Source organism: Paenibacillus sp. FSL R7-269, assembly GCF_000517865.1.
GTDB lineage: Bacteria > Bacillota > Bacilli > Paenibacillales > Paenibacillaceae > Paenibacillus_AQ.
The window spans coordinates 1-12,305 of record NZ_ASPS01000047.1 but is presented as its reverse complement, the minus strand read 5'-3'; the positions used below and the strand labels follow the sequence as shown (position 1 = coordinate 12,305).

Annotated in this window: 16 protein-coding genes, 2 tRNA genes and 2 pseudogenes; 13 read left to right on the top strand and 7 right to left on the bottom strand. The window is 45.2% G+C overall.

Annotated elements, in window-relative coordinates:
- Positions 1-118: 118 nt before the first annotated feature.
- Complete coding sequence (locus C162_RS20545) at positions 119-316, bottom strand: hypothetical protein (protein ID WP_036697411.1); 198 nt, start codon at positions 314-316, stop codon at positions 119-121.
- A gap of 145 nt (positions 317-461) precedes the next feature.
- Between C162_RS20545 and C162_RS20540 the strand changes: the two genes are divergently transcribed.
- From C162_RS20540 to C162_RS20520, 5 genes are all read left to right on the top strand, one after another.
- Positions 462-827: a helix-turn-helix domain-containing protein gene (locus C162_RS20540; RefSeq protein WP_036697161.1), complete on the top strand. Its 366-nt coding sequence runs from the start codon at positions 462-464 to the stop codon at positions 825-827.
- An 83-nt stretch (positions 828-910) separates the two neighbouring features.
- Positions 911-993 (top strand) — tRNA-Leu (locus tag C162_RS20535).
- A gap of 184 nt (positions 994-1,177) precedes the next feature.
- Positions 1,178-2,071, top strand: a complete 894-nt coding sequence (locus C162_RS20530) for a polysaccharide deacetylase family protein (RefSeq protein WP_162174485.1) — start codon at positions 1,178-1,180, stop codon at positions 2,069-2,071.
- 74 nt (positions 2,072-2,145) lie between these two features.
- Positions 2,146-2,688 (top strand): GNAT family N-acetyltransferase, encoded by a 543-nt coding sequence (locus C162_RS20525; RefSeq protein WP_051493780.1) that lies wholly within the window; start codon positions 2,146-2,148, stop codon positions 2,686-2,688.
- Between the two features lie 59 nt (positions 2,689-2,747).
- Positions 2,748-3,020 (top strand): hypothetical protein, encoded by a 273-nt coding sequence (locus C162_RS20520; protein ID WP_036697158.1) that lies wholly within the window; start codon positions 2,748-2,750, stop codon positions 3,018-3,020.
- A 142-nt stretch (positions 3,021-3,162) separates the two neighbouring features.
- On the opposite strand, the gene C162_RS36985 is transcribed toward C162_RS20520, so the two are convergent.
- Positions 3,163-3,381, bottom strand: a complete 219-nt coding sequence (locus C162_RS36985) for a Rha family transcriptional regulator (RefSeq protein WP_084648992.1) — start codon at positions 3,379-3,381, stop codon at positions 3,163-3,165.
- Here C162_RS36985 and C162_RS20510 point away from each other — a divergent pair.
- Both C162_RS20510 and C162_RS20505 read left to right on the top strand, forming a co-directional pair.
- Positions 3,376-3,612, top strand: a pseudogene (locus tag C162_RS20510) (helix-turn-helix domain-containing protein); the annotation flags it as partial. The gene C162_RS36985 and the pseudogene C162_RS20510 overlap by 6 nt on opposite strands.
- A 58-nt stretch (positions 3,613-3,670) precedes the next feature.
- Positions 3,671-3,753 (top strand) — tRNA-Leu (locus C162_RS20505).
- Between the two features lie 65 nt (positions 3,754-3,818).
- Here C162_RS20505 and C162_RS20500 read toward each other — a convergent pair.
- On the bottom strand, positions 3,819-4,298 hold the full coding sequence (locus C162_RS20500; RefSeq protein ID WP_036697153.1) for a glutathione peroxidase: 480 nt from the start codon (positions 4,296-4,298) through the stop codon (positions 3,819-3,821).
- Between the two features lie 170 nt (positions 4,299-4,468).
- Here C162_RS20500 and C162_RS20495 point away from each other — a divergent pair, with 170 nt between their 5' ends.
- The 5 genes and pseudogenes from C162_RS20495 to C162_RS20475 form a co-directional block, all read left to right on the top strand.
- Positions 4,469-4,903 (top strand): organic hydroperoxide resistance protein, encoded by a 435-nt coding sequence (locus tag C162_RS20495; protein WP_036697152.1) that lies wholly within the window; start codon positions 4,469-4,471, stop codon positions 4,901-4,903.
- A gap of 279 nt (positions 4,904-5,182) precedes the next feature.
- Positions 5,183-5,461, top strand: a complete 279-nt coding sequence (locus C162_RS20490; protein ID WP_036697149.1) for a hypothetical protein — start codon at positions 5,183-5,185, stop codon at positions 5,459-5,461.
- Positions 5,462-5,565: 104 nt separating this feature from the next.
- A complete protein-coding gene (locus C162_RS20485) occupies positions 5,566-5,985 on the top strand; it encodes a thiol-disulfide oxidoreductase DCC family protein (protein WP_036697143.1) in 420 nt (139 codons plus the stop codon).
- Between the two features lie 195 nt (positions 5,986-6,180).
- Positions 6,181-7,341 (top strand): hypothetical protein, encoded by a 1,161-nt coding sequence (locus C162_RS20480; RefSeq protein ID WP_051493779.1) that lies wholly within the window; start codon positions 6,181-6,183, stop codon positions 7,339-7,341.
- A pseudogene (locus C162_RS20475) lies at positions 7,338-8,225 on the top strand (CpaF family protein); the annotation flags it as partial. The gene C162_RS20480 and the pseudogene C162_RS20475, both read left to right, overlap by 4 nt.
- Positions 8,226-8,239: 14 nt before the next feature.
- Here C162_RS20475 and C162_RS20470 read toward each other — a convergent pair.
- The 4 genes from C162_RS20470 to C162_RS20455 form a co-directional block, all read right to left on the bottom strand.
- A complete protein-coding gene (locus C162_RS20470; protein ID WP_051493778.1) occupies positions 8,240-9,721 on the bottom strand; it encodes a recombinase family protein in 1,482 nt (493 codons plus the stop codon).
- 17 nt (positions 9,722-9,738) lie between these two features.
- Positions 9,739-10,620, bottom strand: coding sequence for an ImmA/IrrE family metallo-endopeptidase (locus C162_RS34500; RefSeq protein WP_051493777.1), 882 nt, complete (start codon positions 10,618-10,620; stop codon positions 9,739-9,741).
- A gap of 64 nt (positions 10,621-10,684) precedes the next feature.
- Positions 10,685-11,365: a hypothetical protein gene (locus C162_RS20460; protein ID WP_036697141.1), complete on the bottom strand. Its 681-nt coding sequence runs from the start codon at positions 11,363-11,365 to the stop codon at positions 10,685-10,687.
- Between the two features lie 46 nt (positions 11,366-11,411).
- Entirely contained in the window at positions 11,412-11,753 is a 342-nt protein-coding gene (locus C162_RS20455; protein WP_036697139.1) for a helix-turn-helix domain-containing protein, read from the bottom strand.
- A gap of 164 nt (positions 11,754-11,917) precedes the next feature.
- Here C162_RS20455 and C162_RS20450 point away from each other — a divergent pair, with 164 nt between their 5' ends.
- Positions 11,918-12,160 (top strand): helix-turn-helix transcriptional regulator, encoded by a 243-nt coding sequence (locus tag C162_RS20450; RefSeq protein WP_036697137.1) that lies wholly within the window; start codon positions 11,918-11,920, stop codon positions 12,158-12,160.
- Positions 12,161-12,305 lie beyond the last annotated feature (145 nt).

Genomic DNA, 12,305 nt, shown 5'->3' with positions numbered 1-12,305 from the left:
GTGTATGAATAGAGTGGGCGGGAAAAGCAGGATTTTGCCAGGATCAGATGGAATAACATTAGCTACAAGAAGAATGTCGGTTGGCCCACATATGGAGAACTGCTACTTCCAACTGGAACTAAGATGGCGGCAGGTTCAACAACTCTGCGACTTGACGGCGGTATCTGTCTGCCTTGCGGGTGCCGTGAATCAGGTTGGACAGCCGATAGGGTGGGATATCGTGTAATTCACAGAATTTCTTCTGATCCAAGTGCAGTTCTGCCAGACGTTGCTTGATGGCCCAGCCGTAGGCAGTAATAGGGCGTTTGCTGTTCAGATTGCTCACCTCGTATCGACTATCCAGCCGCTATGATATAAAATAGGTAAAGATATAATAATAGTTAATTATATACTTTTTTACGTCATTTTTCAATAAAAAATAACGTTTTTACGTATTATATTTTGGGGGAGGCAGTTGGCTGATGCAATCCATCTATGAACGTATTGAATTATTGATTAAACGGCAAGGGATTACGAAGAAATCCTTCTGTGCACAGCTCGGAATCAGCACCGGCAATATGGGAGACTGGAAACGCGGCAAATCTACACCTGGCACGCATAAGCTGATTGAGATTGCTGCATTTTTTCATGTGAGCTTAGATTGGCTGATCCTGGGCAAACAGCCCCAAACGATTCAGGAAAGCGGCGAGGATTATTTTTTTGGCCAAATGCGGCAATTGAATTGCCAAACCGAAGAGCTGCTGCCGGAGGAGAAGAACTTTATTAAGGAATATCTGGCCTTTACCAAATACCGCAAGGATCAGGATACGGACGGCGAAAAATCTTAAGCAGGTACCTTTACTTTTGAGCGCAACCGATTTATAATATTGAATGTTGGCCTCAAACAATGCATTAACGTTAGACACACCGCGCGGTAGTGGTGGAATGGCAGACACGCTATCTTGAGGGGGTAGTGGGTGTATACCCGTGGAGGTTCGAGTCCTCTCTACCGCATATATTTCAAATGAGCAAAAATCCTTGGTAGTTCAAGGGTTTTTGCTTTTTTTTCGATAAATATTGTTTAACTATTTTAATTTTATTTTTCTGAAACAGTAGGGATACGCACACGACAATGTGTTTTGTATTCCTGCTGTTTTTCTTTTTTGATTGCAAAAAACTTATTAAGGTGGAGATCTTTATGATAAGCAAATTAGGTTTTTCTTCAGATGACCGTTTGTTAATAATTAATGCTGATGATTTCGGAATAACTAAGGGAACTAATGAAGCAATTGTTAGTTTATTTGAACAACAAGCTATAACCTCAACATCTATAATGTTTCCCTGTCCAGCAGCGCGGGAAGCCCTTGAATTAAGTAATCAAAACATTCTAGATAATATCGGGATTCATCTTACCTTAACAAGCGGTGAGTATCATTCATATCGTCCAGTATTTCAAGAAAGATCATTGAAAAGTTTAATCAATAAGGATGGTAACTTCCATACTGACATTTCATACATAGAGGAAAATGCCGATGATGAAGAAGTTAGAATTGAATTAGAGGCTCAGATACAAAGTGCCACTATGTTAGGAATTGACCCAACTCATCTTGATAGTCATAGCGGTAGTCTTATGGGTTTATATGCGGGCAATGATTTTTTAGAAATAACCTTTGATCTATGCGAGAAATATCGTCTCCCCTTTAACTTACCAACAAGAATAATTGAACAACCATTTTTTAATAACAAGCAAAAAGAAACTTTTCGCATTAGAATTAATTCAGGAAGAAAACGTGGGATCTTGTTTATTGATGATGTAATTTCTTTGCCCTACTGCTGTAAGCCCGTGGAATATGAAGAAATGAAGAGACAGTTGCTCACGCTACTCAAAAATATTAAGCCCGGTATAACACAATTAACTATACATCCATCGAAAATAACTGAAGAATTGAAGTCTGTAACGAATTGTTATTTTGAGCGTGGGATTGAGTATCTATTACTAATAGATCCTGATATTAATAAAGTGCTTAGAAAAGAGAATATTAATTTAGTCTCATGGAAAGAAATACGTGATTTACAAAGAATTCTAACTTGATCAAGCTATAGCTGGTGATAATTACCTGAAACCTTTAGAATGGAAGAAACGAAGATGGATGAAAGGGCGATCCTATGTTACTGGAAACGGAAAGGCTAATTGTTCGTGAATTTGCAGAAAACGATTGGAGCGATTTACACGAGTATTTGTCATTAGAGCAGGTGCTGGAATACGAGCCGGGCGGTGTAAGCAGTGAAGAGGAATGCAAGAATATAGCCAGGGAACGTGCGGGTGGAGATAGTTTCTGGGCCGTTAGCTTGAAGGATACCAATAAAATGATCGGTCATATTTATTTTGAGCAAAAAGAACCTGCTGAATTTAAAACATGGATGCTAGGCTACATCTTTAACCCTGCATTTTATGGACATGGTTATGCCACTGAGGCTTGTCAAAGAATTTTACAATATGGATTTGAAGCATTGGGTGTTCACCGGGTGGCGGCTATGTGTAATCCTGAGAATGCACCTTCCTGGAGACTGCTGGAGCGATTGAATATGCGCCGTGAGGGTCATTTCAAGAAAAAAGCCTTTTTCAGAAGAACAGATGACGGGCAGCCTGTATGGCATGATGCGTATCAGTATGCGATTCTAAAGGAAGAGTGGAGCTCTATCGTATAATCCTATCAATCTTGGAGACAATACTAGTAAACGCCTTACCTGGGAGGTAGTCTACGGTAATGAATTACTCTGAGATCTATGACCTTCACCTTCAATTGTTAAAAGCTTACTCTGCCCATAACAACGGAGAGTACTCGGCCTATCAAAGGGAAATCGATTACTACACGAATCAGCTGCGTTTTGCGGGGGATATTGTGCAGCGGGTTTTTGTCCTGAACCAGCTAATCAAGATTCATGAGAAAGAGCGGGATGACCTGATCCGGTGGTGCTCTAAAACGTATTTTCATAAAAATTACGATGTTAACGACTCACCGGACGGCAGTCTTGGATAATGCCAGCCGGTGAGTTTTTTTGTAGATGGAGTGGTGTAAGCGCGAAAAGAAGGATTTTTCCAGGATTAGATGGAATAAGAGTAGCTACAAGAAGAATAATGCCGGTCGGTTCATACCTGGGGAGCTGCTGTTCCAGTTGGTACTAAGATGGCGGCAGGTTCAACAACTCTGCGACTTGACGGCGGTATCTGTCTGCCTTGCGGGTGCCGTGAATCAGGTTGGACAGCCGATAGGGTGGGATATCGTGTAATTCACAGAATTTCTTCTGATCCAAGTGCAGTTCTGCCAGACGTTGCTTGATGGCCCAGCCGTAGGCAGTAATAGGGCGTTTGCTGTTGGGGGAGGCAGTTGGCTGATGCAATCCATCTATGAACGTATTGTATTATTGATTAAACGGCAAGGAATTACGAAGAAATCCTTCTGTGCACAGCTCGGAATCAGCACCGGCAATATGGGAGACTGGAAACGCGGCAAATCTACGCCCGGTACACATAAGCTGATTGAGATTGCTGCATTTTTTCATGTGAGCTTGGATTGGCTAATCCTGGGTAAGCAGCCCCAAACGATTCAGGAAAGCGGCGAGGATTATTTTACCGATTTATAATATTGAATGTTGGCCTCAAACAATGCATCAACGTTAGACACACCGCGCGGTAGTGGTGGAATGGCAGACATGCTATCTTGAGGGGGTAGTGGGTGTATACCCGTGGAGGTTCGAGTCCTCTCTACCGCATATATTTCAAAAAAGCTGATATCCTTGATGATTCAAGGATATCAGCTTTTTTTGTTGAACCCGCTCTAGCGCAGCAGCTTCTCTATATCCTCTTCGATCTGATCAGGTGTTGTCTGCGGGGCGAACCGCTTCAGCACACGGCCTTCCTGGTCCACCAGGAATTTGGTGAAGTTCCATTTGATACTCTTCGAGCCGAGTACACCAGGTGCCTCTTTAGTCAGATACTTGAACAGGGGATGGGCGTCGGCGCCTTTGACATTGATTTTCTCGTACATCGGGAAGGATACACCGTAATTGATCTCGCAGAACTCGGCAATATCCTCGCTCTCACCCGGCTCCTGTCCGGCAAACTGGTTACTTGGGAAGCCCAGAATCTCAAAACCACGGTCTTTGAATTTATCGTACACTTCCTGGAGACCCTTATATTGCGGGGTAAGTCCGCACTTGCTGGCTGTATTCACGACGAGCAGAACCTTGCCTTTGTACTTGGAGAGTGATTCTTCCTGGCCCCGCAGGGTGTTGGCTTCAAAATCATGGACATTCATGAATGATTCCTCCCGAACATTGATTTATCACAATTTAATTGTACACTATTCACCGCCGGAAGCAAGTTTTAAAAGGTAACAATCTGCCCCAATCGTTTCAAAAATGTGAGGTTGTTTAAGTTAAGGATAAGTGTTCTTACAAAATTTGTGTTAAAAGGAGAGAGTTAAAGATGAGTACATTGAAACTAAAACCCCTATATACAGCTTCAGCCAAGGTTCGCGGAGGCCGTGAAGGTTCGGTGGAATCGTCCGACGGAGCGCTGAAGCATGATCTCAAAATCCCGAAGGAGCTTGGCGGTCCTGGTGGTGCCGGCACAAATCCGGAGCAGCTGTTCGCGGCGGGCTATGGTGCGTGTTATGAGAGTGCCCTTGCTAATATTGCCCGTAAAGAAGGCGTAAAGCTGCAGGATGTCGAGATTACCTCGAATGTGCTGATCGGCAAGGACGAGAGCGATGGAGGCTTCAAGCTGGCCGTGAAGCTGGATGTGAAGCTGCCAGGTATTGAGCGCTCTGTGGCAGAGGATCTGGCTAAGAAAGCCCATGATTTCTGCCCGTACTCCAAGGCGACCCGCGGAAACATTGAGGTTGAGTTGAACGTTTTGTAGCGATAGATAGCAATGTGAAATTGAATAGCATGGTTATCTGAAAGACCAGACATTCAATGTCTGGTCTTTCATTATGTTGAGCGCAGAACCACGGGTAAGAATGGACAAAGCTGGGAATAATGGCTAAATAGAGTCTGAGAAGGCCGGAAGTGTGGTAAATAGCGTGCAGGAGCTTGTACTTTGGTTGACATCACCCCGGAAATTCTTTAATATGTCTAAGTATCTGTTAATGTCGCGCGTGCTATTAACTACCAAAAATTTAAATAATGGGTGATGAAGATGTCTTACAAACCGAGTATTACGAATGTGACCAAAGCCAGCAGCAATGATAAGGAAGGATTGTACGAGTTCATTATCAAGCTTGCTGACGGAACGGAGTGCCGCGCGTTCTACAACCGGTTTCCGGAATGGAAAATGACGAACATCAGCCGCCTGCTCAAGACTCCTTGTCCGGTATGCCGCAAAGATTTCATTTGCAAATGCATGGATTCCTTCACTGCTGATTTCGAAGGGCAAATGACCGGGGACGAATGGATTAACAAAGCAATTGCTGAATAATTAGACGAACGGACGTTGTAGGCGCGGGAGCTATCCCGCGTTTTTGTTTTTTTCAAAAGGGGATATGAATGTTAGACTATGCTTAAGAGGAAGGGGGCGGTGATGTGGCTGAGGAGCGGAAGGGAATACAGGGTGAATCTATTGTGCTGATTGATGGGGTCTGTCATCTGTGTCAGGGAATCGTCCGGTTCATTATTCCGCGTGATCCCAATGCGCACTTCAAATTCACCTCCTTGCAGAGTGATGCGGCCCGGGAACTGCTTAAGGCAGGCGGTCTGCCCGAGCAGCAATTAGACACTGTGGTACTGATAGAGAACGGCAAGTATTATACGAAATCGGCTGCTGTGCTGCGGATTGCCCGCAGACTCCGGTTCCCGTGGCCCGCCGCCTATGTGTTCATCCTGATTCCGGGGCCGCTGCGTAACGCTATGTACAAGATTGTGGCCAGAAACCGCTACCGCTGGTTCGGACGGGATGAGCAGTGTCTGCTGCCGACACCGGATATGAAGCGCAGATTTCTGTAGCTGGTAAGGGGGATTCTGAGGGATTCTCTCAAATAGTGGTGAAAAAGCTATTGCTGACTTCTTATATATATGCTACTATAGCAGTAAATTACAGGAACAGTAACGGAAGCACCGTTCAATGACCGTATTCACGGTTATTGGCGGTGCTTTTTTGCTGTTCTTTTTCTTATGTATCCAAGAGAGGAGGAGGATTTCATGACGGCAAGAATCGTGCTTGCAGTCCGGGAGAGCCAGTATATTGAACCGCTGCTTCATTATCTTCACCACAGCGAATATGGAGAGATGCTGCGGATTACGGCTTTCAGCAGACTGGACGCTTTTATGGAATTTATGACAGGTGACGAGCTGCCGGATGCGGTTGCCGCTGACCCGTCTTTCATTGAAGCCTGGCTGGTGGAAGGGAGAAGTACCGTTCCCTGGGCTGTCTTAAGTGAAGGCGGAGAATTGCCGAATGGCCGGGATCTGGCGGGGGGAAGGCATATTGCCAAGTATCAGGCTCTGCCGGCGCTAATGGAAGCGATTCTCCAGTTGAGCGATCAGAAGCGTGTCCGGACGGCTGCTCTGCCTAAGGAAGCAACGCTGCTGCTCGGGATCGTCTCGGCCAGCGGCGGCAGCGGCAAAACCACGGTAGCACTGAACATGGCGAAGCAGCTTGGAGCAGTTGGCCTGTCCGTGTTCTATCTTAATCTGGAGAGTGTGGACAGCAGTGGATTCATCCTGCGTATGCCGGGGAGCCATATTCCCGGTCTGGAGCGGCTTTTATATGAGCTTAAGGCCGGAGGGCCAGAGAATAAGGGAGGAAGAGGGCAGCCGAAATGGACCGATTATGCGTTCAGACATGACAGTCTGCGGTGTGATGCTTTCCGGCCGGTGGAGAATTTCAAGGAGATGCTCCAGATGTCGCGGCAGGATACAATGGATCTCCTGGAGGGGTTGGCCGGAGCTGGAAGCTATGATGTGGTTATTGTAGACACCGGCGCTATTGAGGAGGAGCGGGCCCAGGCTGTTCTGAACAGATGCGGCATTCTGCTGTGGGTGCTGAAGAATGACCAGGCCAGTATCCGTAAGACGGAACGCTGGCTCGATTATATTGCCAGTCCGCACTCCGGCATGCAGCCGGAGCTGGTGAACAGGAGCCGATTCGTTATGAACGGCTGTACCGGAGCAGATAGTGAAAGTCCGCTATCCGCTGCCCTCCGGTTGGATGCTGTACTTCCGTATATTCCATCCTGGGGTTTACAGCATTATGGAGAACTCTGCCTAAGCTCTCCCCAATTCATCGACGGTATTCAGCAGCTCTCCAGAGCTATCGTAGAGCCAGAATTGCCTGTGGTGTTCACCGGGATTCCTGTATGAATGAAGAGATGTTCCGTGCCTTGCGCAGCGATATCCGGGCAGGGCTGGATGTTACCTCGGTCATCGGGAATGATGAGCTGGCAGCTTATATCGAACGGATCATTCTGGAGCGGGAGCAATTACGCCTCCTGACTGCCCAGGAGAAGCACGGGCTGGTGAAGAAGCTGTTCGATTCCTTCCGGGGGCTGGATATTCTTCAGCCGCTGGTGGATAATCCGGCGATCACCGAGATTATGATCAACAGCCATGAGGAGATCTTTATTGAGGAAGAGGGCATGATCCGCAGGCTGCCGCTGGCTTTTGAATCGGGGAGCAGACTGGAGGATATCATTCAGATTATCGTCTCCGGCGTCAACCGTGTGGTCAATGAATCCTCGCCGATTGTAGATGCGCGGCTGCAGGATGGCTCGCGTGTCAATATCGTACTGCCGCCTGCAGCGCTGAAGGGTCCAGCCATGACCATCCGCAAATTCCCGGAGACACCGATGTCGATGGCAGAGCTGGTGAGACGTGAAGCGCTCTCGGAGGAAGCGGCTGAGCTACTGCAGATTCTGGTTACTGCCAAATACAATATTTTCATCAGCGGGGGGACTGGCTCAGGGAAAACAACCTTTCTGAATGCTCTATCGCAATACATCCCGCCGCAGGAGCGTGTCATTACGGTGGAGGATTCGGCAGAGCTGCAGATCGTTACGGTTCCGAATCTGGTCTCCCTGGAGACCCGGAATGCTAACACGGAGGGGCGGGGGGAGATCACCATTCGTGACCTGATCCGCACCTCGCTGCGGATGCGGCCGAACCGGATTGTCGTCGGCGAGGTGCGTGGAGCTGAATGTCTGGATATGCTGCAGGCGATGAACACCGGCCATGACGGTTCCCCGTCGATTATAAAATGGCATTAATTAAACAACACCTCTTGAATATAAGCATCAAAGAACTTGTTTTTAACACCTTTCGGGCGCGTTAGATCCGTATTCACTTCAATGCGATTGAAAATTGTGTAGACATAATCCTTTTTCTCATCATCATCCAAATAGTGCCAAGCCTCTGCCAAACCTGCGAGTTCTACAAGTTTAGGAATACCAGATAATGATTTTTGATTACTGGCAATTCTCTGCCGCACTTCTTTTTCTGCTGCATCCTCTTCAGTCATCTTTTGCCGGACAGCTTCTTTAGTTATCAAGCCCTCCACAAACATGTACTGCCACTTCTCTCGCCGCTCTGCAATCTTTGCCAGCTCCCGTTTGGCTTTATCGATCTCAGTCGTCTTCTTACTTTCTTCAGCGGCCATCTCCAAGGATTCCATCTTAAGCTTGTCCATATCTTCTTGAACTTTATTGATGTATTCCATGACCAGGTGCTCCACATGCACCTGACGAAAAATAGGCATATCACAGGTGTTGCCATGGTGCTTGTTCGAGCAAATGTAGTATTGTGTCCGGACTATTCCTTTTGTCGTTGAACGCTTTGTCGTGAGCCGCCCAAACATGGCTCCTCCGCAGCGACCACAACGTAGTACTCCGCTGAACCAATACGTTTTGATCTGACTGTACCCACCGTGCGTTTTACGATCCATGAATTTTTTAGTCTCCTCATATTCAGCCCGAGTAAATATCGCCGGGTATGGAGAATCACCGTACAGATTCTTTACTCTCTCGTCCCGCTTAGAATTCACATATTTACCTTCTGCAGTTTTAGAGCCTAATCGGATGATTCCAGCATAAAATGGATTCTCAATCGTATAAGCAACTGTTGCAGAAGTCCACTCTTGGCCTCTTCGTAGTTTACCCGCACGATTTAGCCGCATAGCGACGGATTTATATCCCAGCCCCGTCATATATAAATCTCTGGCTTCACGAATGAGCACACTTTCCTCGGGGATTAATTTGCCTTCTTGAGTATACCCGTAGGGCAATACACCTCCTGGTCTACGTCCTTCGCGCACCATCTGCTCTATACCAAAGCGCACGCGCTCTGAGATCGTTCCACGCTCCCACTCAGCCATTGCACCGACGAGTGTAATGAAGAACCGCCCCATGGCTGTAGTGGTCTCAAAAATCTCTGTAGCACTCTTAAATTTGACGCTGTATAAGTCAAATGTCTTTAGAAGAGCGTGAAGGTCAGCAACGGATCGGGTAAGTCGGTCAAGTTTATAGACAAGAACCACTTCGAACTTTTTATCCTCCATGTCCTGCAGCATTCGTTGCATTTCAGGCCGCTTGAGATCCTTAGCAGAATACCCGTCATCAATGTAAAAGTCATAGATCTCCCAGTCCTGCGACTCAGCAAAGCTATTCAAACGAGTACGCTGGCCTTCAATGGAGAAGCCATCTTCGACTTGCATATCTGTAGAGACACGTATATAAATGGCTGTTTTCAAAACCAACACTCCTTGTGTTAAAAATTGAGGGCGTCATCGACGGCTTCTATCGGTAGAATGAGGCGTGTTACGTTCTGGCCATGTCGCCAGGCTACACGTGACAAGTTGATCGTTACGTATCCTCTTTGGTTTGGGGGGAGGGATAGATCGCCAGGGAGAACGGTAGCATCTTGTCTGGAACGATAGAATGACGAATCATGAAGCTTGTAGGATCGCTCCACATTGAGAAGCAAAGGCTCATCCCAGTTGAACCCGTGACGTTGCTCGATGACCAAGGCCTCTGGGCGGGAGAGATCTTCTAATCCATACAAGGAACGAATACGAGGCTGCTGGAGGTAATCGAGGCCAGTCATAGAGGATTCGTTAATGGTTGTAGCATGATTGTCCGAAGACTTCCCGGCGTATGTAAAGGTCGACATTAATTTTGACTCGGTTATTCGATCTTCAATTTGATTGAGGCGTAATTTAACAAAATCCAGATATACGTGGAATTCGCTGACCAGCAAGCTAATCACTTGACTTCGGTTCACGGGCAACTGCATCTGTTCAAGCATATAGAATGGGATCATTGCATATAGAGCGAACTGATTCGCATCATATTCCTGGGCTTCACGGAACAGTTCCGGCATCCACCGCTGATCGCCGGAGTGACGAATTACATGACAAAGCTCGTGAAAAAATATCTTTCGCTGCTCAATGTAATCATCCCGCCTGTCGAGAAAGATAACCTTATCCTCATTTTCGCTGAAAGGGCTATTATCGTGATAAATGATGTCTACTCCAAAGATCATCGCGATTTTGTCTATATCAAGATCGTGTGGAGTCAAGATGCCACCTAACAGGTACTGTTCCTCAATCCATTGTTCCAGAGGAGTTTTGAAGTAGTTGGGAAAATTCATGTGATTACCTCCGATTCACGTACATATGTTCTATTTTTGTGTGAAAAGAAAAGCCATTGCTGGCTTACTGTTGAGGATCTTCAGGGATACCGACTTTTGAATAAAACAAGCCAGTGTTCAAATTCAATTCTCTGACGACATCTCTAGAAATTTCTAATTCTTGTTTCATCTTATCAAGATCACTGATTTTCTGATTATCAATATAATTCATGAAATGCTCCATTGCTTTTGATCTTGTGTAATAGTTGGTGGCTACACCGGATTTTATCTTTTCAAGATCGCTTCTTAATTCATATGATATGTTTTCGGGAATTAAAATCCTATTTACAGATATTGAGGCTGCCGAGTATTGGTTTTTAGCTTCTCTAACACTCTCGTAGGCAGTATAACCATTAATTTTTCCATCTGCATAGCTACTGATAATATCATTAGTTTCTAACTCTAATTTTTCCAAATGTTTGATATGTTCTGTTATTGTAGAATCAATTTCTAATGCTGTCTTTATATCAGCTTCACTAAACTCTGTTGATACCTGACCATTATTACTAACCTCCAAAGTTGATTCTTCGACCGCATTATCATTATCTTGCTTAGAGTAGAACACTTCATAGACCCCTATGAGTAATACTACTGTGCATAATAAAGCAAGAGCGATATTCTTTTTTGTTTCATTTTTCTTATTTCGGAAAGAAAGGAGTGCATACGGAACACCGAAAGCTCCAATCAGTAATAAAATGTAACCCATTTTTTATACTCCAATGTCTTTCCCCATCGGATGGAGGATTTGCTTATTAATTCTGTTTGTTTGTTTGTTCAGCAGCTCTCTTCTTCATTTCTCTGTATCGTAATAGGGCAGCTTCCATTTCATCAATCTCGTCTGCAGTATAATTATCAGGACCACCGAAAAAAGACATGTTTGTCTCCACTTTCGGTGTATCTCTTCTTCCTAATAAATAATCAGTGTCAACATCAAGACAATCGGCTAATGCAACAAGTGTTTCATCCGATGGCGAGCTATGTCCATTTTCATAGTTACTTATTGCGGATTTTGTCATTTTAATTTTTAAGGCAAGTTCCTCTTGAGTTAGTTTTCTTATCTTCCTCCATTTGGTAAGACGATCTCCTCGGAACAATATAAGCCCTCCTACAATTGAAAGTACAAGTATATTGTACAATCTGTATCTACTAAAATAAATAAAGTACATGATTCTTGTATAAAAACGTTGACATACACCAAACTTGTACCTTATAATCGGATCATCAAGTACAAGATTGGTGTACAAAAGAGGTGGACGATATGAAAAATGAATCCTTGACACAAGCTCGAAAGAAGAAGGGTTTCACTCAGGAAAGCCTTGCAGAATTGCTCGGGTACTCAAAGGCAAGTGTGAGTAACTGGGAGAATGGCTATTCTAATCCATCACTTTCGGATGCGTTCAAGGTATCTGAAATTCTTGAAGAAGATATCAATTTTCTTTTTTTTGAATTGAAAGTACAAGTTCAGTGTATTAATGGGGATGCAGAAGAGGAGGTGATCTAAATGAAGGAGAAACGGCTTCCAAAAATAACTGGAAAGGAAACGATGGAGCATTCAAAAGGACCGCATAACCCAGGAATGTCACAACAGGCATGGGATAAGCTCCACCGCATGCTTGCTGAAACGAACATCAAGTATCAAGCGGAAA